This is a genomic window from Actinokineospora sp. NBRC 105648 (assembly GCF_030269645.1).
Lineage (GTDB): Bacteria > Actinomycetota > Actinomycetes > Mycobacteriales > Pseudonocardiaceae > Actinokineospora.
In genome coordinates this window covers 292,476-313,490 of record NZ_BSTR01000001.1, presented here as the reverse complement: position 1 = coordinate 313,490, position 21,015 = coordinate 292,476, and the positions used below count along the sequence as shown (strand labels likewise).

Annotated in this window: 21 protein-coding genes; 5 read left to right on the top strand and 16 right to left on the bottom strand. The window is 71.8% G+C overall.

Annotation, left to right across the window (positions count from 1 at the left end):
• Positions 1-68: 68 nt before the first annotated feature.
• Positions 69-650 carry an SGNH/GDSL hydrolase family protein gene (locus QSK30_RS00800; protein ID WP_285498770.1) on the bottom strand — a complete coding sequence of 194 codons (582 nt, stop codon included), beginning with the start codon at positions 648-650 and terminating at the stop codon, positions 69-71.
• Positions 650-1,846, bottom strand: a complete 1,197-nt coding sequence (locus tag QSK30_RS00795; protein ID WP_285498769.1) for an NAD(P)/FAD-dependent oxidoreductase — start codon at positions 1,844-1,846, stop codon at positions 650-652. Before QSK30_RS00795 ends, QSK30_RS00800 begins: the two co-directional genes overlap by 1 nt.
• A gap of 195 nt (positions 1,847-2,041) precedes the next feature.
• On the opposite strand from QSK30_RS00795, the gene QSK30_RS00790 reads away from it, so the two are divergent.
• Entirely contained in the window at positions 2,042-2,572 is a 531-nt protein-coding gene (locus QSK30_RS00790) for a PaaI family thioesterase (protein WP_285498768.1), read from the top strand.
• Positions 2,573-2,634: 62 nt separating this feature from the next.
• On the opposite strand, the gene QSK30_RS00785 is transcribed toward QSK30_RS00790, so the two are convergent.
• Genes QSK30_RS00785 through QSK30_RS00775 form a run of 3 tightly spaced genes read right to left on the bottom strand, consistent with a single transcriptional unit; the run spans position 2,635 to position 6,251 of the window.
• Positions 2,635-4,299: an AMP-dependent synthetase/ligase gene (locus QSK30_RS00785; RefSeq protein ID WP_285498767.1), complete on the bottom strand. Its 1,665-nt coding sequence runs from the start codon at positions 4,297-4,299 to the stop codon at positions 2,635-2,637.
• Between the two features lie 2 nt (positions 4,300-4,301).
• The gene (locus QSK30_RS00780) at positions 4,302-5,318 is read right to left on the bottom strand and encodes a LysR family transcriptional regulator (RefSeq protein WP_285498766.1); all 1,017 of its coding nucleotides are present in this window, start codon (positions 5,316-5,318) and stop codon (positions 4,302-4,304) included.
• Between the two features lie 24 nt (positions 5,319-5,342).
• Positions 5,343-6,251, bottom strand: a complete 909-nt coding sequence (locus QSK30_RS00775; RefSeq protein WP_285498765.1) for a LysR family transcriptional regulator — start codon at positions 6,249-6,251, stop codon at positions 5,343-5,345.
• A gap of 265 nt (positions 6,252-6,516) precedes the next feature.
• Here QSK30_RS00775 and QSK30_RS00770 point away from each other — a divergent pair, with 265 nt between their 5' ends.
• The gene (locus QSK30_RS00770) at positions 6,517-7,008 is read left to right on the top strand and encodes a PaaI family thioesterase (protein WP_285498764.1); all 492 of its coding nucleotides are present in this window, start codon (positions 6,517-6,519) and stop codon (positions 7,006-7,008) included.
• Between the two features lie 515 nt (positions 7,009-7,523).
• Here QSK30_RS00770 and QSK30_RS00765 read toward each other — a convergent pair.
• The 11 genes from QSK30_RS00765 to QSK30_RS00715 form a co-directional block, all read right to left on the bottom strand.
• Positions 7,524-8,222, bottom strand: coding sequence for a DUF3592 domain-containing protein (locus QSK30_RS00765; RefSeq protein ID WP_285498763.1), 699 nt, complete (start codon positions 8,220-8,222; stop codon positions 7,524-7,526).
• Positions 8,223-8,425: 203 nt separating this feature from the next.
• Positions 8,426-8,980 carry a DUF3558 family protein gene (locus QSK30_RS00760; protein WP_285498762.1) on the bottom strand — a complete coding sequence of 185 codons (555 nt, stop codon included), beginning with the start codon at positions 8,978-8,980 and terminating at the stop codon, positions 8,426-8,428.
• A gap of 10 nt (positions 8,981-8,990) precedes the next feature.
• Positions 8,991-9,374, bottom strand: a complete 384-nt coding sequence (locus QSK30_RS00755) for a hypothetical protein (protein WP_285498761.1) — start codon at positions 9,372-9,374, stop codon at positions 8,991-8,993.
• 173 nt (positions 9,375-9,547) lie between these two features.
• Positions 9,548-10,387 (bottom strand): acyl-ACP desaturase, encoded by an 840-nt coding sequence (locus QSK30_RS00750; protein ID WP_285498760.1) that lies wholly within the window; start codon positions 10,385-10,387, stop codon positions 9,548-9,550.
• Entirely contained in the window at positions 10,384-11,214 is an 831-nt protein-coding gene (locus QSK30_RS00745; protein WP_285498759.1) for an SAM-dependent methyltransferase, read from the bottom strand. The genes QSK30_RS00750 and QSK30_RS00745 overlap by 4 nt, the downstream gene beginning before the upstream one ends.
• Positions 11,211-11,468: an acyl carrier protein gene (locus QSK30_RS00740; protein ID WP_285498758.1), complete on the bottom strand. Its 258-nt coding sequence runs from the start codon at positions 11,466-11,468 to the stop codon at positions 11,211-11,213. The genes QSK30_RS00745 and QSK30_RS00740 overlap by 4 nt, the downstream gene beginning before the upstream one ends.
• Positions 11,465-11,977, bottom strand: coding sequence for a PaaI family thioesterase (locus QSK30_RS00735; RefSeq protein WP_285498757.1), 513 nt, complete (start codon positions 11,975-11,977; stop codon positions 11,465-11,467). Before QSK30_RS00735 ends, QSK30_RS00740 begins: the two co-directional genes overlap by 4 nt.
• The gene (locus QSK30_RS00730) at positions 11,977-12,768 is read right to left on the bottom strand and encodes a ferritin-like domain-containing protein (protein WP_285498756.1); all 792 of its coding nucleotides are present in this window, start codon (positions 12,766-12,768) and stop codon (positions 11,977-11,979) included. Before QSK30_RS00730 ends, QSK30_RS00735 begins: the two co-directional genes overlap by 1 nt.
• Before the next feature lie 11 nt (positions 12,769-12,779).
• A complete protein-coding gene (locus QSK30_RS00725) occupies positions 12,780-14,399 on the bottom strand; it encodes an AMP-binding protein (protein WP_285498755.1) in 1,620 nt (539 codons plus the stop codon).
• Positions 14,400-14,416: 17 nt separating this feature from the next.
• Positions 14,417-15,607: a cytochrome P450 gene (locus QSK30_RS00720; RefSeq protein ID WP_285498754.1), complete on the bottom strand. Its 1,191-nt coding sequence runs from the start codon at positions 15,605-15,607 to the stop codon at positions 14,417-14,419.
• 12 nt (positions 15,608-15,619) lie between these two features.
• A complete protein-coding gene (locus QSK30_RS00715; protein ID WP_285498753.1) occupies positions 15,620-16,855 on the bottom strand; it encodes a cytochrome P450 in 1,236 nt (411 codons plus the stop codon).
• Between the two features lie 225 nt (positions 16,856-17,080).
• Between QSK30_RS00715 and QSK30_RS00710 the strand changes: the two genes are divergently transcribed.
• From QSK30_RS00710 to QSK30_RS00700, 3 genes are all read left to right on the top strand, one after another.
• On the top strand, positions 17,081-18,406 hold the full coding sequence (locus QSK30_RS00710) for an FAD-dependent oxidoreductase (protein ID WP_285498752.1): 1,326 nt from the start codon (positions 17,081-17,083) through the stop codon (positions 18,404-18,406).
• An 81-nt stretch (positions 18,407-18,487) separates the two neighbouring features.
• Positions 18,488-19,744 carry a cytochrome P450 gene (locus tag QSK30_RS00705; protein WP_285498751.1) on the top strand — a complete coding sequence of 419 codons (1,257 nt, stop codon included), beginning with the start codon at positions 18,488-18,490 and terminating at the stop codon, positions 19,742-19,744.
• Positions 19,741-20,937 (top strand): cytochrome P450, encoded by a 1,197-nt coding sequence (locus QSK30_RS00700; RefSeq protein WP_285498750.1) that lies wholly within the window; start codon positions 19,741-19,743, stop codon positions 20,935-20,937. Before QSK30_RS00705 ends, QSK30_RS00700 begins: the two co-directional genes overlap by 4 nt.
• The last annotated feature ends 78 nt before the right edge of the window (positions 20,938-21,015 follow it).

The window sequence follows — 21,015 nt, the reverse complement described above, 5'->3', positions numbered from 1 at the left end:
GCGGCTGGGCACGGGCGGACACCCCCGGTCGTCCGGAGTGGACAACCGGGGGCCGCTCGGCGAGGTCGTCAGGAGAGCAGCTCGGCGAAGCCGGCCGCGATGGCCCGGTGTCCGGCCGGGCTCGGGTGCATGCCGTCGGGTCCCCACATGGCCGGGTCCCTGGTCAGCGGGGTGTCGACCATGTCGTAGCAGACCAGGCCCAGCTCGGCGGTGAGCTTGGCCATGAAGTCGTTGGCCTCGGCGAAGCGCAGCCGCAGCGCGGCGCGCGCCTCGGGCGGCAGGCCGGGGAGCTTGCCGGGGATGTCGGGCCAGTTGATGGTGAACACCCGCGCGCCGCGCAGGCTGAGCCCGCCGAGCACGTGCCGCAGGTTGCGGCGGAAGGCGTCCTGGTCGAACGAGCCGCGCACCAGGTCGTTGCCGCCCACCGTGACCCCGTAGAGCGGGGCGTCCGCGCTGAGCGCCCTGGCCAGCTGGTGGTCGATGACGTCCTGCGTGGTGGCGTTGTAGGCACCCAGGTTCACGTACTCGTGCGGCGCGATCCCCAGCGACTCGGCCAGCCGCGGCACCCAGCCGAGGAACCCGCCGTCCGGGCCGGGCTCGCCGCGGCCCTCGGCGAAGCTGTCGCCGATGGTCATCAGCCGGATCGCCATCAGGCGGACCCGAGCATCTTCGCGACGTTGTCCGGGTGGAAGAACTGCTCACCGGTCATCGCACCGGAGATCACGTTGAAGAAGTCCTTGGCATAGGTCTCGTGCACGCTGAGCACCTTGAAGATCGCGTCCAGGTGCGGCGGCAGCCGCAGCTCGCCGATGGTGGCGGCGAACTGGAACGCCGAGCCGGTGCGCTCGTCGCGCGCCGCGGCGTAGTCGGCCAGCGCCTCGTCCAGCGGGCGCTGCCCGGACAGGCCCTGCTCGACCCGGTCGGCGAGCAGCTCGGCGTAGACCAGCGCGTCGCTGATGCCCTGGCCGGTGATCGGGTCCTTGTGGTAGCCGGCGTCGCCGACCAGCGCCCAGCCGGGGCCGTGCGAGCGGCGGTAGAAGTTGTCCGGGTAGCGGATGCCGGTGAACTTCTCCTGCCGCTCCCCGGTGTCGGCGACCTGCTCGGCGATGTCGGGGACGATGTCCTTGACGATCTGCAGGAAGTTGGCCTCGACGTCGGTGCGGAACTCGTTCCACCGGTCCAGCGGCTTCATGACCGCCATCAGGGTGAGCCCGTCGCTGGTCGGCCACACGCCGACCTGCTGGTCGACGCCGATCCGGCTGTGGAAGTGCGTCTCGAGGCCGCTGAAGTAGGTGTAGTAGATGAACGACGCGGCCGGGATGCGCTGGTAGATCTCAGCGCCGACGGCCTTGCCGACGAACGACTGGCTGCCGTCCGCGCCGATGACGACCCGGGCGCGCTCCTCGGTGGGCGACTCGGCGCCGCGCGAACCGCGGACACCGACCACCCGGCCGTCCTCGACGATGAGCTCGCGCACGGTGTAGCCCTCGCGGACCTCCGCGCCCGCGGCCTTGGCCGCGTCCAGCAGGATCGGGTCGAGCACCGTGCGCCGGGGGGCGTAGGTCGCCTCGATGCCCTCGAACGGGTCCGCGAAGCCGTCGATCAGGTAGTCGCGGTAGGACACCGTCATCCGGGTCATCGGCGTGACGCCGGTGGCGACCAGGGTGTCGAGCAGGCCCCACTGCTCGAGCTTGGCCAGGCCGTACTGCTGCAGGTAGTGGGTGGAGACGGTGTCGGTGGGCTGGGTGACCTTGTCCACCAGCAGGACCCGGTAGCCGCGCCGGGCGAGCAGCATGGCGGCCGACGAGCCCGCGCACCGAGCGCCGACCACGATTGCGTCATACATGGGTTGACTCCCGCGCTTGCCTCGATTGCATTCGAGGCTATTTCTACGGCCGTGTCAGCGCGCGGTCAACGCTCATCAGGCATGACTATCGGCCCATTTCTGGCGACTATCGCGTCCATTCGGACGAGACCTATTCCCATGCTGTCGGGCATCGGTTCACCGGCTGTCCAGAATCCCGTGCCCTAATCTACAGACATGCCTCCAAAGAGTAAATTCTCCGATGAAGTCGGCCGCGCGCAGGCCGCCCTGGCCACCGCGGTGACCGGTGGGCGGCCCGACTACGAGCAGATCCGCCGGATGGTCGACTCGGTGGTGCCGTTCAACAACCACGTCGGCGTCCGGGTCACCGCGCTGAGCGGCACCGAGGCCGTCGCCGAGGTCGCCGACCTGCCCACGATGCGCAACCACCTGGGCACGGTGCACGCGGGCGCGATGTTCCTGGCCGCCGAGGTGGCCTGCGCGGGCGCGTTCTCCGGGGCCGTCGCGACGCGGATCGCGCAGGTGAGCAGCTTCGTGCTGCGCGAGTCCAAGGTGAGTTTCCTGCGCCCGGCGAAGGGCCGCGTCCGGGCCACCGGAACGGTCGAGGCCGAGGTCGCCGCGCGCATTGTGGCGGACACCACCGCGCAGCGATACGAAATGACCGGAAAAGCATTGCTGCACGACGACGAGGGCACCCTGGTCGGCAAGGTCGACTTCGACTACGTGTGCTGGATGAATGCCGCTTGATGGGACAACCCGCCCAGCCGGGGACCGGCTGGGCGGGTGATCCAGGTCAGCGCCCCGACCTTTCAGGACCTGGGGTACATCGCCTCGATCTCGGGGGCGAAGTCGGCGGCGATGGCCGCCCGGCGCAGCCGCAGCGAGGGGGTGAGGTGGCCGCGGTCGACGGTGAAGTCGCCGGTGACCACGTGGAACCGGCGGATCGACTCGGCGCGCGAGACCAGCTCGTTGGCGGCGTCCACGGCGCCCTGGAGCCCGGCAGGCACCTCGCCGGACCACTTCGCCGCGGCGCCGAGGTCCACGGTGATCAGCGCGGTGACGTACGGCCTGCCCTCACCGACCACCATCGCGTTGGACACCAACGGGTGCAGCCGCAACCGGTCCTCCAGCGGCGCGGGCGCGACGTTCTTCCCGCCGCTGGTCACGATGATCTCCTTGCGCCTGCCGGTGATCCGCAGGTAGCCGTCGTCGTCGAGCTCGCCCAGGTCGCCGGTGCGCACCCACTCGGGCACACCCGCCGGGTCCGGCCAGTAGCCGGGCGAGACGTGCGGGCCGCGCACCAGGATCTCGCCGTCGTTGGCGACCGCCACCGCGGTTCCCGGGATCGGGCGGCCGACGGTGCCCAGCCGGTTGGTCCCGGTGGCGCTCATGGTGACCGTCGAGGTGGTCTCGGTGAGCCCGTACGCGCCGAGCACCCGCAGCCCGACGCCGGTGAAGAAGTCCAGTGTGGACTCATCGAGCGAGGCGCCACCGCAGATCATGTTCGCCAGCCGCCCGCCGAGCATCGCGCGCAGGCCCTCGAGCACCGGATCACCGGGCAGCTCGGCGCGGTGCTCGCCGTGGCGGGCAGCCGCGCCGTGGGCGATCGCGGCGGCCTCGGCGTCGTCGAACGCCGCGCCCGCGCGCGCCCGCACAGCCTTGCGGACCTTCTCCAGCACGTAGGGCACACCGACCAGGAAGGTGGGCTGGAACCTCGGCAGCTCGGCGATCAGGTCGGCCGCGTCGCCGACCAGACCGGTGCGGGTGCCCGCCCAGGCGCAGCCGAACAGCACGACCCGGCCGTAGACGTGGGCCAGCGGCAGGAACAGCAGGGTCGCGGCGTCCTCGGCCAGGAACAGCTCCGGCAGCAGCTCCACCACGTTCACCGCGGCGTGCAGGATGTTGCGGTGGGTGAGCAGGCAGCCCTTCGGCACGCCGGTGGTCCCGCTGGTGTAGACGATCGTGGCGAGGTCGTCGGCGCGGACCGCGGCCCGGCGCCGGTCCAGCAGCTCGGTGGCGGCGGTGCCGGGCAGCGGCTCGCCCAGCGTCCAGATGTTCTTGCCGTCGGCCGCGACCGAGAGCAGCAGGGCGCGGGAGCCCTCGGCGACGAACACCCCGACCGGCCCCGAGTCGCGCAGCACGTGCCGCACCTGCTCGGCCGAGGCGGTCGGGTAGATGGGCACGGTGACCGCGCCCACGCTGAGCACGGCGAAGTCGGCGACGGCCCAGTCCACGCTGGTGGGCCCGAGGACGGCGACCCGGTCGCCGGGCTCGACGCCCGCGGCGAGCAGACCGCCCGCCACGGCGCGGACCCGCTCGGCGAACTCGCCGTAGGTGGTCGGCACCCAGGCGCCGTCGACCCGGGCGCCGAACAGCGGCCGGTCGGGGGTTTCGGTGGCACGCCGGAAGACGGCGTCGGTGAGGGTGTCGTCGTCGGCGATCTCGACCAGGGCGGCGACGGTGAACTCGCGCACGGTCACTCCATTCTGCGCGGTGTCCGGACTGCGGCGACGGTGCGGGGCGCGCTGGGGCGCCGCCCCGATCCTGGGTCGTGCGGGGACCGCGGGGCAACGACCAACGGGTGAACGGTCGATAGGGCGCCGCGATCGCCGTCGCCGCGCAGGCCCAGGCAGCGCAGGAACGCCCGCACCGGAAGGGTTTCGGTGTCACCGCGCCAGACCGCGTGGATCACCAGGCTGGGCACCGGGTCCACGATCGGCACGGTGACCAGCCCGGCGAGCCCGGTCTGGTCCCAGCGCGGCGCCGAGGCGAACCCGATGACCTGCCTGGCCCGCACGGCGATCGCGGTGGCCAGCTGGTCGTCGATCTCCTCGACCACGGCCAGGTCGGTACCGGTGCGCTGGGCCACGGCCCGGATCTCGTCGTACATCGCCGGGCACTGCTCACGTCCGAAGAGGACACACGGTTGACCGGCCAGCTCGCGGAAGCCGATCTTGTCCCGGCCCGCCCAGCGGTGCGTGTCGGTGAGCAGCGCCACCAGGTCGACCCGGCGCACCGGGACCGAGGAGAAGCCCGCCGCGGCCGGGGCGCCGAAGACCAGGGCGAGGTCGAGGTCACCGTCGGCCAGTGCCCGCAGCTGCGGTCCGCTGCGCCGCTCGGTCAGGTCGACACCCAGTCCGGGGTGCTCGGCGTGCAGGCGCACCAGGGCGGGGGTGAGCACCAGGCGCCCGGCGGCGAAGTTGAAGCCGACCCGCAGCCTGCCCGCGCGCCCGGCCGCCACCGCGCGGGCCACCTCGACCGCGTCGTCGGCCAGGTCGAGCAGCTGGCGCACCTCGCCGAGGAACACCTCGCCCGCCGCGGTGAGCCGGACCTGGTGCGAGGACCGGGACACCAGCTCGACGCCGACCTCGCGCTCGAGCCGCTTGAGCTGCAGGCTGACCGAGGACTGGGCCAGGTGCAGCCTGCGGGCCGCCCGGCCGAAGTTGTGCTCCTCGGCGATCGCCAGGAACGACACCAATTGCTGGAACTGCACGGGCTGGCCTCCGGTCGGGATCTATCACTCCAAACAGGACGGTTCGACGGCGTTGTCGTCAAGGCAGCTCAAGAAGGCGCGCACGGCCGCGGCGGTCTCGCCCGCACGCCACACCGCGTACAGGTCCACTGTGGGCACCGGGTCGACCAGCGGCACCGGGACCGAGCCTAACCCGCTGACCCGGGCGTGCTCACCGCGCTGGACCGAGACGAAGCCCACTACCGGCTGGGTGGCGACCACGATGGCGGTCGCGCTCAGGTCGTCCACGTGGTCGGTGACCGCCAGCCGGGTCCCGCTGCGCTCGGCGGCGGCGCGGATGGCGTCGTACATGGCCGGGCTCTGCTCGCGGTCGAACAGGATGCAGCGCTGCTCGGCCAGCTCGGCGAAGCGCACCCGGTCCCGACCCGCCCACGGGTGCGCGGTCCCGACCAGGGCGACGATCGGCACCGGCATCAGCACCCGGTGCGCCAGGTCGGCGGTCGCGGCCGGACCGTGCACGAAGGCGACGTCGAGGTCGCCCCCGCTGACCGCGGCCAGCTGCGGACCCGAGCGCAGCTCGGAGAGCTCGACCACGACGTCGGGGTGGCGCCGGTGCATCCGGGCCAGCGCGTTGGGCAGGATCTCCTGCCAGGTCGAGAAGTTGTAGCCGACCCGCACCGACCCGTTGCGCCCGTCGGCGGCCTCGCGCGCGGCCTGGGCGGCCCGGTCGAGCTGGCGCACGATCATGCCCGCGTGCGCGCGCAGCACCTCCCCGGCCGGGGTCAGCCGGACCTCGTGCGAACTGCGCGCGACCAGCACCACGCCCAGGTTGCGCTCCAGCCGCTGCAGCTGCTGGCTGAGCGAGGGTTGGGTGAGGTGCACCTTGGCCGCCGCGCGGCCGAAGTGCAGCTCCTCGGCGATCGCCAGGAAGGACACCAGGTGCCTGAACTCCATCTCTCGACCCCTCCCCGCTCCACCCTGACCCAGGATGGGTAACGCCGAGGCCGACTTCGGCGAACGTCCGGTGAACCCCGACCGCCGATTGGGCCCGCTCGGGCGCTTTTCGTTGCCGGACAACGACAGGGCGATGCCCAGCGGCGATCACGCGATCGGAATCGCGCATCGCGGGCCGGTGGCCCGCGGTTGTTAACCGGGGGTCCACCCGGCACTGCTCGAATCGCTGAGCACTGACGAGTTCACCGCGGCGGAGGGCACTGAGATGAGCACCAACGGCAGCCAGGCGGTCGCTCCCGAGGCACCCGCCCCCGAACCCACCTCGGCGGCGCGCATCCGCGAGCTGCACGCGGTGCTCCAGCACGGTGTGGACTCCGGCCAGGGCGTCGGCGTCTCGCTGGGGGTCACCGTGGAGTCGCTGTCCGAGGGCCGCGCGGTCTACTACCTCGACCCCAGCCCGGCGGCGATCAACGCGATGTACATCGTGCACGGCGGGGTGATCACCACCCTGATGGACACCGCGATGGGCAGCGCCGTGTTCACCCGCCTCGGCGACGGGGTGGCCTACACCACCCTGGAGCTGAAGGTGAACTTCATCCGCGCGGTCCGCGGCGACGGCTCCCGCCTCACCTGCGTGGCGACCACCGTCCACGTCGGCCGCAGCACCGCCACGGCCGAGGCCCGGGTCACCGACGCCGCCGGGAAGCTGGTGGCGCACGGCACCTCCACCTGCCTGGTCCTGCAGCCGCAGGGCTAACCCACTGGCCGCACCAGGTAGTCGCCCACCGTGTCTTTCGTGTGGACAGTGCTCGTCAGACGAGAAGTGGGCGGCTGAACATAACCCCTGGTGACAGCTTTCTCGCTCGATCAGGTCAGATTCCGGTTGAGCAAAACCACCCACACGAGGGTCACCCCACCGGGCAGAAGTGCTCGCCGCGCCCCCGACCCGAACCGTACAAACAACGGTGTCGGAGTAGTCCCGACGAGTCGCGACGGAGGGAGCACGCCATGGTCACGCAGTTGCTCAACACGCTGCTCAGTCTGATCAAGTCCCTGCTCTGAGGGGATGGGTCCGGGACCGCCGCGGGGTCGAGGCAGTGGCGGCGGCCCCGGACACCACCAGCGCCCGCCCGGGTGCGAACCCCTTGGCCCAGAACGGAAACCGCGCGCGGACAACCCGGATCCGAGCGACCGAGCTCAGGCTGCTGTCCTCGATGAGCATCGGGAGGCCCAACCCCGCCGCACCGAAAGTGCCGCAGTACCCGGGCAGCATCAGCGCAGTGCCCGCACCGCGACCAGCCGCCCGTGCACCCAGACGACCATCGACCGGCCCGCACCACCGAGCAGCACCGAACCCTGGAAGTCACGGCTGTCGAAGGTCCGGAGCACCAACCGCGAGGTGTCGTCGGCGAAGGTGATCCGCACGCCGATCTCCCCCACGGTGGTGCCGTAACCCCGACGCCAGCCGTGCTCGCGAACCGCCCGCGCGCGGCGCGCCCACCGGCTCAGATCCCGCAAGCCGATCAGCGAAACGGCAAAGCCACCGAAGAGCGTGACGACCAAGAGGAAACTCACCAGATCCGACTGGTCCCGGATGCCGATCGCACCGATCCGGCCGGGATCGGCGGGGTCGTAGACCATGGTCACCTGGTCGCCCTCGACCAGCTCGGGGCTGTCCTGGTCCAGGTTCAGCTCCCGCAGCTGCTCCCGCCCGGCGATGGTGAACCGCACCTCGACGGAGTCCGACCGGAACGAGCGATCACCATGCGTCCCGATCACCACCCCGGGCACCCGCGTGCCGTACTCAGCGAGGGCTTCGGCGTCGTCCTCGGCCAGGTTCAGCCGGACGAAGCCCGCGGCCAACACCAACCCGGCCACCAGGCAGATCCAGCCACGCCGCACCAACCGCCGCAGCGCGGCCACGGCCACCACCTCATCAGACGAGTCCACCGCACCCCCCTCGGCGATCATCCCACCACCCCCACACAGCCGAACCCCGGCAGCCATCCCCACCTGCCGACCACTCCCGCCCCTGCATCCCATACACAGCCCAAAACACGGGCTCGGGGCGGTTGTCAAGGCATCTTTCCCGCCTTGACAACCGCCCCGAGCCCGTAGTCACACTTGTGTGTAGGGGAAGCAGGAAACCAACGACGCCGTGGGGGAACGCGACGTCAGGGCAGCTCGGCCTCGACCAACGCCGCCGCCTGCCGCGCCACCGGACACAGCGCACCGGCGTCGCCGCCCGCGACCGCGACATCAACCCGCGAGGTCTCGGTGATCGCCAGCGTCACCACACAGCCGGCTCCACCCCGGCGAATGGACTCAGCGGCGTCGTGCGAGCCCACCTTGGTGTTCGTGATCGAGCCCTGCGCGACGACGTCCTTGATCCCAAGATCAGGGAAAAGATCCACCGCGATGGCGTAGTTGTCCGCGAGGTTCGGCTTGTCGACGACCCACTGGCACGACCGCCGTTTGCCTACCTTCTCCTCCTGGCCCGGTCCCGCGCCCAGCGCGCGCACCGCCGAGTCCGACAGCAGGGCGCACGGTCGAACCGCGGAGAGGTCGGGCGCGGAGGAAGTACTGGTCCGCGTCGGCGTCGTGGTCCGGGAAGGGGCACCGGTCGACGTGCCGTCGGCGGGGACCGGGTTCCCGGCTGTCGGGCTCGCGCACCCGGCCAAGCCGAGGGCCACCGCGAGAACGGCGGTCGACAGCCGTGGGCGCCGCACCGGGGCCATCTCAGGCGAGCCCGTCGGCGTTGTGCTGGTCGGTGCTGCGGTAGTTGGCCATGGCCTGCTTGACACCTTCCTCGGCCGTGAGCAGTGACTCGCGGAACTGCCGGAGCTGGGTGAGCAGCCCCCGCTCGTCGGTCGCCACCTCGCGCAGGTACGGCGACATGACCTTGGCGCCGTTCGAGCCGCCGAGCTTGGCGTACTGGTCGAGCGCACCGAGCCGATTCTGCTCGGTGTTGATCCAGTTGATCATGTTACGGATCGCCCGCAAGAGTGCGTCACCGCCGTGGCCGTTGACAGCGAACTGGCCGGCACCCGCGCTCGCCGCGAAATCGGACATCGCCTGGCCGATAGCGCCCAGCGAACCGCCCGCCCCCTCATCGACGTACATCCAACCCCGTCCCACGCTCGTCGGTACGCCGTACTAACGATCATGAGTTGTACCCGATGCAGTGGCGGGGACGCCAGCGGCCCCCGACCGGGATCCGGTCGGGGGCCGCGGGTGCCCGGGGTCAGGCGAGCAGGTCAGGCGGGCAGGTCAGGCGGACAGCTCAAGCGGGCAGGTCAGGCGGGCAGGGAGGTGCAGGAGGCGATGAAGCGGGTCAGCTCGGTCTGGCGGTCGGACTTGGTGTCCACCGCCCGGTCGATGACCTTGATCAGGTGCTCGTAGGCCTCCGTGTGGTCGTAGCGGGCCACATCGGCGATCTTGAGGGCCCAGCGCCAGTAGCCGCGCATGGTGTCGGCCAGCGGCATCCGGAAGCCCGCCACCACCTCGCGGATGGGCTCCACCACGGCGTCGCCGTAGGCCCGCAGGTACCGGGTCACGATGTCGGCCATGAAGGTGAAGTGCCGGGCCTCGTCGCGCGAGAGCCTGGTGAGGACCGTCTTGAGCACCGGCTCGGTGATCACGTCGCGCAGGTGCTGGTAGTACATCTGGGTCGCCTTCTCCTGCACCAGCGCGTAGGCGAAGAACTGCACCGGGTGCTCCAGCCGCAGGTCGAACTCCTTCTGCCCCTCCACCGCCAACTCGTCCCACAGCGCCTCGCGCGAGGTGATCCCCGCCGCCACCTGGTAGCGGCAGAGCGCTCGCGCGTGGGTGTCCTCCTCGTAGGCCCACCGCGTGGTGAAGTGGTACAGCTCCCGGTTGTGCACGAAGATCTTCGGGTCCACCGAGCCGTCCACCGGGAAGTGCCGGTGGTAGATGTCGAAGTACCCCGGCAGGTGGTCCTCGATCAGCGTGATGAACCGGACCGCCGACAGCTCGCCCTCGGACAGGCGGCCCGCGTCGGCCGCGGCCCAGTCGAAGGCGGTCTCCACGTCCCAGCCGCGCGCGGCGGGCGAGGCCGCCATGAAGCTGTCGACGGCGTCGGCCACCTGCGTGGCCGGGAGCAGCGGGCCGGTCATCGCGCGTTCCGGCAGACGAGGGCGTAGTGCTTGGTGGTGTAGCCCCAGCCCGCGTTGGCCACCTCGAGGTAGTGCGTCAGCTTCGCCGCCAGTCCCGGCTCGTACTCCTCGAGCCGGTCCGCCGCGACGGCGACGTTGTCGATCCACGCCTCGATGGTGCGCCGGTAGTGCTCGGTGAGGTCGTCCACCGCGATGATCGAGAACCCGGCGCGCTCGGCGCCCGCGACCAGCTCCGAGAGCGGGCGCATGTCGCCCCAGCCGAAGATGTCGTTGCGGACGAAGTCGGTGCCCGAGCGCGAGTCGAACGCCGCGTGCGCGGCGGCGTTGCGGAAGCAGCTCTCCGAGACGTAGAGCCGTCCGCCCTTGCGCAGGACGCGGCGCGCCTTGCCGAAGACCACGTCCAGGTCGGGCATGTGCACGATCGAACCGAGCATGCTGACCGCGTCGAAACCGCGCTCCGGCAGGTCCATCTGCTCGAAGTGCCCGACCTGAGTGCGCACGAGCTCGCTGACCCCCAGCTCGGCGGCCCGCCCGGCGATGTACTGGTGCTGCCGGGGTGCCGGGCTCACGCCGAGCACCTGGGCCCGGTACTCCCGCGCCATGAACAGGATCAGCGAGCCCCAGCCGCAGCCGATGTCGAGCAGCTGCTCGCCGCCGCGCAGGCCGAGGTGCTCGGCGACGAAGCGCAGCTTGTTCTCCTGCGCGTCGGCCAGCGGCTGCTCCGGGGTGGCGTAGAGCGCGGAGCTGTACTTGCGCAACGGGTCCAGGAACTGGCCGAAGACCTCCGGGTCGAGGTCGTAGTGCTGGTTGGTGTCGGCGACCGTCACGCCCGCTCCCCCAGCGCCTTGGCCACGACCGCGGCCACGTCGGCCACTGTGGACACACCGAAGACGTCCTCGTCCTCGAGCTCGACGTCGTACTGGCGCTCGATCTTGGCGATCATCCGCAGCACCTTGACCGAGTCGACGCCCTCGACCCCGCGCAGGTCGGTGTCGGCGGCCATCTCGGCGGCCTGGACCCCGATCTCGGCGGCGGCGATGCCGGTGACGGTGCTGGTGATGTCGTCGAGGGTGGTGGTCATGATCGAGCTCCGTTCGGGGAGAGGTTGGCGGTGATGGCCTGGTCGAGGAGGGCGACCTCGTCGTCGCCGAGGGTCAACTGGTGACGCACCTGGTCGAGCGAGAACGCCTGGTACACCGCGGATGCCGTCGCGCAGACGACGTCGTCGGCGTCGAGCACCTCGGCGCAGGCGTGGAACAGCTCACCGCCGTCGGGGCGCAGCGAGGCGACGCAGCGGTAGTCGCGGCCGACCAGCAGCGGGGTGACGAACCGGGTGCGCATCGAGGTGGTGAACGCGGGCTGGTGCCGGTCGAGCACGATCAGGTTGCCCATCGTCTCGTCGCAGATGACACCGACCAGCCCGCCGTGCACGACGCCGGGGTAGGACTCGAAGCCGCGGTCGAGGGTGAACCGCGCCTGCAGCCCGTCGGGGTGCGGGGCGAAGGTGAGGCGCAGGCCGTGGTCGTTGTGCGGGGAGCAGCCGAAGCAGCGGTAGTCCGGCAGCACCGACCACGGCACCTGCACGCTCATCAGGCCAGGACCTCGGCGAGCGCCCGGCGGACCTTGGCGTTGCTGCTCAGGTCGAGCCCGGTCATCCCGCCGAAGGTGCGGCGGATCTTGTCCTGCAGCACGTCCAGCTCGCCGTCGGCGGCCACCTTCTCCAGGAACAGCTCGAACCCGGTGTCGATGGTCTCGTGGTCCTCGACCCCCTCGCCGATGCCCGCCTTGAAGGTGCTGACCGGGTGCTTGATCTTGGCCTCGGAGCTGTAGACGTAGAGCGTCTCCAGCACGGAGGCGAGCTCCTGCGGGCGCTTGGCGAGCCGCTCGGTGGTGTAGTGGATGAACTCCCGCGCGTGCCCGGCCTCATCCCGGCTCGCGTTGAGCAGCAGTCCCTTGAGGACCGGCTCCTCGACCCACGCGGCGACCGCGCGGTAGACGTGGTTCACGGTCAGCTCGGAGATGATGTTGGTCGCCAACGTCGCCGACGGCGTGGTCCCCGGCGCGTACGGCTCGCGCATCGCGTCCACGGCGCGGTCGTCCACCGCCTCACCGACCCCGGCCAACCAGGACCGGAACGCGTAGTGGTGCTGGACCTCCTGGTAGCCCCAGACCACGGCGAAGGTGGAGAAGTCGTAGTCGTCGACGAACTCGTTGAGGAACCCGTGCACGGCGGCGATCACGTTGGACTCGCCCATGGTCGCGCTCTTGGCCAGGGTCACGTACTCGGGCTTGACCAGCGACCGGTCGATCGAGTCGACGTCGAGGTCGGCGAGCTTCCAGTGCAGGCGCTCGTAGTGGCGGAAGACGTCGTAGCTGTGCACGGCACTCCTTCTCAGGCGGTTCCCGCGACCAGGTCGCGGGCGGCGAGGCGCTGGAACTTCCCGCTGCTGGTGCGCGGGAGCGAACGGGGTGAGACCAGCCGGACCGTCACAGCGGTCAGGCCGAGTTCGGTGGACACCGCCTTGCGCAGGTCGGCGGTCAGGGCTTCGGCGGCCGCGCCGCGCAGACCGGACTCGGCGATGACCCACACCGCCTCCGCACCGCCCGGGGCCGCCACCGCGACGCACCGTCCCTTGTAGACACCGGGGGTCGTGCGGGTGATCGCCTCGACGTCCTGCGGGTAGTAGTTGGCGCCGCGGACGGTGATCATCTCCTTGTGCCTGCCGGTGACGAACACCTCCTCGCCGCGCCGGTAGCCCAGGTCGCCGGTGCGCAGCCAGCCATCCACAAAGGACTCACCGGCGCGTTCGGCGTCCGCGGCGAGGTACCCGGCGGTGACCGGGTCGCCCTGGATCTGGATCTCGCCGACCCGACCCTCGGGCACTTCGACACCCGACTCCACCTCGACGACCCGCAGCCGCAGGCCCTTCACGGGGTGGCCGACCCCGGCGACCGCGCGGGCGCCGGGTCCGTCCACCTGGACGGCCCGGCCGCCGTCGGCGAGCTTGTCCCGGTCGACGTGCTCGAAGACCGGCGCTCGCCCCAGCGGCGGAAAGCAGACCGCGAGGGTGGCCTCCGCCATCCCGTAGACGCCGAACATCGTCTCCGGGCGGAAACCGCCGTCGGCGAAGCGCTCCTGGAACGCGCGGACGGCGGCCTCGGCGATGGGTTCGGCCCCGTTGAAGGCGATCCGCCAGTGCGCCATGTCCAGCTCGGCCGCCTCGGCGGCGGTGAACGCGGCGGCGAGCTGGTCGTAGCCGAAGTTCGGCATGGCGGTGATGGTGGCGCCGCTGGCCAGGAACTCGCGCAGCCAGCGGGCCGGGTCGTTGATGAACGACAGCGGCGACCAGACGAACGCCGGGATGCCGATCAGCACCGCGGACAGCGTGCCGAACAGGCCCATGTCGTGGAACAGCGGCAACCAGAACCCGCCGCCGTCGCCCTGGCCGAGCGCGATGCCCTCGCGGATGGCGACCAGCCCGGCGACCACGTTGGCGTGGGTGAGCCGCACCCCCTTGGGCAGCGAGGTGCTGCCGGAGGTGAACTGCACGATGGCCAGGTCGTCCGGGCCGACGGCGGGCAGCGGACCATCGCCGGACAGGTCGGCAGTGCTGATCAGCTCGACCCCGGGGACCTCCAGCCCCTCGACCAGCGCACCGAACCGGTGGGAGACCAGGATCCGGCGCATCCCGGCGGCCTCGGCGATCGCGGCGAGCCGGGCCGGGTAGGCGCCCGCGTGGCGCATGCCCATGGGCAACGGAAGCGGGGTGGCGGCCGCGCCGGCGGCGCTGACCGCGAACAGGCTCTGCAGGAACTCCGGTGCGTTCGGGCACAGGATGCCCACCGGCTCGCCGCGGCCGACACCGCGGGCGAGCAGGCCTGCCGCCATGGCGCGGGCCGAGGCGGACAGGTCGCCGTAGGTGATCGACTCCTTCTCCGACGGGAACGTCGCGCGCACCGCCGGGTACTCGGCGGCGACCCGGTCGAGGATCGAGTGCAGTGTGTCGCTCACGGTGGACTCCTCGGGTGTCAACGGAATCGGACCGGCAGGGACCGCGGGCCGCGCATCGACACGGTGTCCCGGTACGGCGGCGCCGAGTCGAGCAGCTCGTAGTCCGGCGCCCGCCGCATCAACCGTTCGAAAAGGACAGTCGCCTCCAGGCGGGCCAACGGGGCGCCGAGGCAGAAGTGCGGTCCGTGGCTGAACGCGAGGTGCTTGCGCCCGCCCCGCGCCGGGTCGAAGCGCAGCACGTCGAGCCGGTCGGGGTCGGGGAACACCTCGGGGTCGCGGTTCGCCGAGCCCGCCAGCAGGATCAGCCCGGTACCGCGCGGCAACTCCCGACCGGCGAACTCCACGTCGCGCATCGCGACCCGGGTCGGGAACGGCACGGGCGTGTCGAAGCGCAGGAACTCCTCGACCGCCGGCGCGCTCAGACCCGGGTCCGCGCGCAAGATCGCCCGCTGCTCGGGTGCGCGCCCGAGGGCGAGCACCCCGGAGGCGATCAGGTTCATCGTCGTCTCGTGCCCGGCGATCAGGAGCAGCACGCCGATGTCGCAGATCTCCTTGACACTGAGCCGGTCCCCGCCCTCGGCGACCGCGACCAACTTGCTCAGCAGGTCGGGACCGGGGTGCCGTTCGCGCTCCGCCACCAGCGCCGCGAAGTACTCGGCGAAGGCCACCACCGCCTCGGCCCTGGCCGCCTTCTCGGCCTCGGTGAGCAGGGCGTCCGGGTCCAGGCCCCGGCTGATCGCGCTCGCCCACCGGCCGAACACCTCGTGGTCGGCGGCCGGGACACCGAGCAGCTCGCAGATCGTGGTGAGCGGCAGCAGGTAGGCGATGTCGGCGACGAAGTCGACCTCGCCGCGCTCGATCGCGTTGTCCAGCAAGCCGTCCACGATCTCGGTGACCCGCGGGACCAGCGCCGCGACCGCGCGCTGGGTGAACGCCTTGGTGACCAGGGAGCGCAGCCTGGTGTGGTCGGGCGGGTCCATCAGCAGGAACGAGCCGGGCAACCGCGCCGGGTCGACGCCGGGGCGGAACGGGTTGATGCCGGAGAAGTAGCCGTGCCCCCACGCCGGGTCGCCGAAGACCGCGTCGCAGTCGGCGTAGCGCGGCACCAGGTGGATACCGGGCACGTAGTCGTGCAGCGGCCCGGCTTCCCGCAGCCGCCGGTAGACCTCGGACGGGTCGGCGCGCACCTCGGGCGAGAACACGGTCACCACCACGCCTCCTCAGGCGAATCTGGTCGGCAGCGCGGCGAGCCCGCGCACGATGAGGTTGGGCTTGTACGGCGGGGTGTCGGTGCGCGGTTCGAGCACGGACACCTTGCGCAGCAGCACTTCCAGCAGCACCGACATCTCCAGCTGGGCCAGCGGCGCGCCCAGGCAGTAGTGGATGCCCAGGCTGAACGCCAGGTGCCGGGGCGGCGGGGTGGCCCGGTCGTGGTAGCGGGTGACGTCGAGCCGGTCCGGGTCGGTGAACGCCGCCGGGTCGCGGTTGCCCGAGTTGATCAGCACGACCACGCCGTCACCGGGCGCGAACTCCTCACCCGCCACGGTCATCGCCCTGGTGGCCGAGCGGGTGGTGAGCTGCACCGGCGGCTCGTAACGGAGCAGCTCGTCCACCGCCGCCGGGATCACCTCGGGCCGCGCGCGCAGCACGGCGAGCTGGTCGGGGTTGCGCATCAGCGCCAGCAGGCCGCTGCCGACCAGGTTCACCGTGGTCTCGTGCCCCGCGACGACGGTGGTCAGGCAGGTGCTCAGCATCTCCAGCTCGGTGAGCACGTCGCCCTGGTCCTCCACAAGGGACAGTGCGCTGAGCAGGTCGTCCCTCGGGTCGGCCTTGCGCTGGTCGATCAGCGACCGCAGGTAGGCCATGAACTCGCTCGCCGCGGCACTGCGGGCCGCGTGCGCCTCGGGGGTCATCAGCGGATCGGGGTCGAAGCCGCGCGCCAGGTCCTGCGACCAGCGCTGCACGTCGGCGTGCGCCTCGACCGGGATGCCCATCAGCTCGCAGACGATGGTCAGCGGCAGCGGGTAGGCGATCTGCTGGATCAGGTCGAACTCGCCCGCGGCCAGCGCGCCGTCCACCAGCGACTCCGCGAGCCGCTCGATCCGCGGTCGCAGCCGGGTGACCATCCTGGGCACGAACGCCTTGGACACCAGCGTGCGCAGCCGGGTGTGGTCGGGCGGGTCCATCCACAGGAACGAGGTGGGCAGTTCCTCGGCGGCGCTGGCCGCCGCCACGCTCGGGTGCAGGTGCGCGGCCTCGTCGGCGTGGCTCCACGCGGTGTTCTGCAGCACCGCGGCGGCGTCGGCGTAGCGGGTCAGCAGCCGCAGGCCCAGCGGCGTGCGGTGGACCGCGCCTGCGGCCCGCAGTTCGGCGGCGGGGGTGTAGGGGTCAGCCCGGTGCGACGGCGCGAACAGCCGCAGCAGGGGGTCGGCGACGGTGGCGCCAGCGGAAATCACGCGGTGAGCGAAGCAGCGGTACTTGGCGCTGGCGTGAATTGCCCGTGAATGGGCGCCGACAGCTCGCCGGAAACCCCGCACGATAACGGCTCCCAATAGCGTCATCGCCCGCCCCGATCGAAAAGGGACAATGGTGCGATTGGCCGTGCGCATGAGCATTGACCGGGGCCACCGGCAGCCCGCACGATCGCGCCGACCCCACCAGCCACGGCCGAAAGGCACCCCATGCCCACGCACGCCGCCGTCGTCGGCGCCAGCATCGCGGGCCTGCTCGCCGCCCGGGTGCTGGCCGAGCGGTTCGACCGGGTGACCGTCCTGGAGCGCGACGAGCCCGCGGGCGCCGGGCAGCGGCGGGGCGCGCCGCAGGGCAGGCACCTGCACGGGCTGATGGAGCGCGGCCGGGCGATCCTGGAGGAGCTGCACCCCGGGCTGACCGCCGAGGCCGCCGCGCTGGGTGCCCCGGTCACCGAGGTGCTGGCGCACTCGCGCTGGTACCTGGGCGGGCTGCGGGCGCACCCGACCTCGACCGGGCTGACCACGCTGCTGGCGAGCAGGCCGCTGCTGGAGTCCCTGGTGCGGGCCCGCACCGCGGCGCTGCCCGGGGTCGTGCTGCGGGCGCGGACCGCGGTGACCGGGCTCACCTCGGTCGGCGGGACGGTCACCGGGGTCGAACTGGCGGACGGTTCCACGCTCGCGGCGGACCTGGTCGTCGACGCCACCGGCCGGGCGTCGCGGGCACCGGAGTGGCTGGCCGCCCTCGGCGCCCAGGCGCCGCCCGAGGAGCACGTCGAGGTCGACCTCGGCTACGCCTCCCGGACGTATCGCCACAGGCCAGAGCACCTCGATGGCGACTTCGGCGTGGTCGTGTCGACCATGCCGGGACAGCGCGGCGGCGGCGCGATCCGGCTGGAGGGCGACCGCTGGCACGTCACCCTCGGCGGGATGCTCGGCGACCACCCGCCGACTGGGCACGAGGCGTTCACCGCGTGGGCTGCGACGCTGCCGGTGCCCGACATCCACCGGATCATCGCCGACGCCGAGCCGCTCGACGACGCCGTGCCGCACCGCTTCCGCGGCTCGCTGCGCAGGCACTACGCCCGGGTCGCCGCGCCCGCCGGGTTCTTGGTGCTCGGCGACGCGCTGTGCAGCTTCAACCCGCTCTACGCCCAGGGCATGACCGTGGCCGCCCAGCAGGCGCTCGCGCTGCGCTCGTGCCTGCCCGCGACCGCCGACCTGCCCGCCCGCTTCTACGCCGCGGCCGACCCGGTGGTCGACACCGCGTGGCGGATGTCGACCAACTCCGACCTCAACCACCCCGGCGTGCGCGGCCGCCGCACCGCGCGGGTGCGGCTGACCAACGCCTACATCACCCGCGCGCACCGGGCCGCGCACGCCGACCCGGTGGTCTCCCGGGCGTTCATGCGGGTGGCCAACCTGGTCGACCCGGTGCGCGCGCTGACCGCGCCGGGAATGGTTCTCCGGGTGCTCCGGGGAAGTTCACCGGGAATTGGTTCCGCGCCGCGTGAATCGGCTCAGGCAATAACGCGATAGCCGTACCGAATGCCTGCTTGACCGTACTGGATACCGCTGGCGAGCATTTCGGTGCGCACCGCCGGAAATCGGAGACTAGTTGTGAGCCATGACCTCCCCGAGGGTATTACCCCCGTTCAGCTCGCCGTCATCGAGAGCGTGGCGCCGAACTGGCGGCACGACCCCTACCGCAGCTACGACGTGCTGCGCGCCGCCGGTCCGTTCGTGCCCGGGCCGATGGACACCCAGCTGGTCCCGCGCTACCGCGAGGCGGACCTGATCATGCAGAACCCGGACTGGAGCCACGCCGAGGAGTCCGAGCTGCTGCACCCGGACAGCGAGGTCGAGCTGCCCGGGTCGTTCCTGTGGATGGAGCCGCCGGACCACACCAGGCTGCGGGGCCTGGTGAGCAAGGCGTTCACCGTGCGCACGGTGGAGAACCTGCGTGGGCGCACCGAGCAGGTCGTGGCCGACCTCATGGACAAGATGCTCGCCCAGGGCAGCGACGGCACCGTGGACCTGTTGGAGGCACTGGCCTACCCGCTGCCGCTGACCATGGTGTGCGAGCTGCTCGGCGTGCCCGCCGAGGCGCACGAGCACGTCCGGCAGATGTCGTCGGGGATCGCCCGCGGCCTCGACCCGGACCTGCTGCTCTCGCCCGAGGAGCTGGCGGCGCGCACCAAGGCGGTGCACCAGTTCACCGAGTTCTTCACCGAACTGCTTGCCCAGCGGCGCAAGCAGCCGGCGGACGACCTGATCACCCGGCTCGTGCAGGCCGAGGCCGAGGGGGCCCGGATGAGCCCCACCGAGCTGCTGGGCACGCTGCTGATCCTGGTGGTCGCCGGGCACGAGACCACGGTCAACCTGATCGGCAACGGCGTGCTGGCCCTGATCCGCAACCCCGACCAGTTCGCCGCGCTCAAGGCCGACCCGGACCTGGCGGCGCCCGCCGCCGACGAGGTGCTGCGCTACGACGCGCCGGTCCACCTCACGACCCGGACCGCGCGCAAGGAGATCACGGTCTCCGGGCGCACCTTCGCCCCCGGCGAGAGCGTCATCGTGCTGTTCGGCTCGGCCAACCGCGACCCGGAGGCCTTTGTGGACGCCGACCGGCTCGACCTGACCCGGTACGCGGCGGGCAAGCGGGCGAACCGGCACCTGTCGTTCGGCCTGGGCCTGCACTACTGCATCGGCGCACCGCTGGCGCGGCTGGAGATGGAGACGGCCCTGCGCGCGATCGCCACCCGGGTCTCCGCCTTCGAGCTGCCCCAGGACCCGCCGCCGTACCGCCCGAACCTCGTGGTCCGGGGCATGTCCGAACTGCACGTCCGCGTCGTCCCGCAGGAGCAGAGCCGATGAACGCCTTTTGGGTCGAGGACAACGCCAACCCCTACCCCAGCTACGACCGCCTGCGCGCCCAGGGCGCCCTGGTGCCGCACCTGCTCGACGACGTCCCGGTCACCCTGGTCACCCGCTACGACGAGTGCGCCCAGGTGCTCACCGGGAACGACTGGGGGCACGGGTACTCCGCCGGTATCAGCCCGTTCCGCGACACCGTGGCGGCCATCCCCGGCTCGTTCGTCCGGATGGACCCGCCGGAGCACGGGCGCCTGCGCGGACTGGTCAACAAGGCGTTCACCCCGCGCACCGTGGCCGACATGGTGCCGCTGGCCCAGGGCGTGGTGGACACCCTGGTCACCGAGGGCCTGGCCAACGGGTCCATCGACGTCCTCAATGGACTCGCGGTCCCGCTGGCCGTGGCCATGATCCCGGGTCGGCTGCTGGGCGCGCCAGTGTCGGACGCGCACTTGTTCCGCCGCTGGCAGCTGGCCATCGCGCGCGGGAGCGACCCGGACCACCTGCTGTCCACTTCGGACATCGAAGCGCGGGGAGCGGCCGCCCAGGAGTGCCTGGCCTACTTCGCCGCGCTGATCGCGGAGAAGAAGGCGAACCCGACCAACGACCTGCTCAGCGAGCTGATCGCGGTGGAGCAGGCCGGTGACCAGCTCGCCGAGCGCGAGGTGCTCGGGCTGTGCGTGCTGCTGCTGGTGGCGGGCATGGAGACCTCGATCAACCTGATCGGCAACGGCATGCTGGCCCTGCTGCGCGACCCGGCGCAGCTAGAGCTGCTGCGGGCGCGCCCGGAGCTGATGGCCTCGGCCATCGACGAGATGCTCCGCTACGACGCGCCCACCCAGTTCACCATCCGGGTCGCGCTGTCGGACACCGTGGTCGGCGACCGGGAGTTCAAGCGGGGCGACGGCGTCGTGGTGCTGACGGCGTCGGCCAGCCGGGACCCGCTGGTGTACGAGGACGCGGACGCGCTGGACATCACCCGGTACGAGGGCAAGCACCCGGCTCGGCGGCACCTCGGGTTCAGCCTGGGGCTGCACTACTGCGTCGGCGCGCCGCTGGCCCGGATCGAGGCCGAGGCGGCCTTCCGGACGCTCCTCGACCGGGCGCCCGCGTTGACACTGGCGGCGGACTCGGTGGAGTACCAGCCGAGCCTGATCCACCGGGGGATCCTGTCGCTGCCGGTCAAGCTGGGCTGACCAGGTGTGCGGACACCGCCACGCGGTGTCCGCACACCCCGGTGGCTGGTTTCCCCAGGGCAGGCCAGTTCTCGTGAG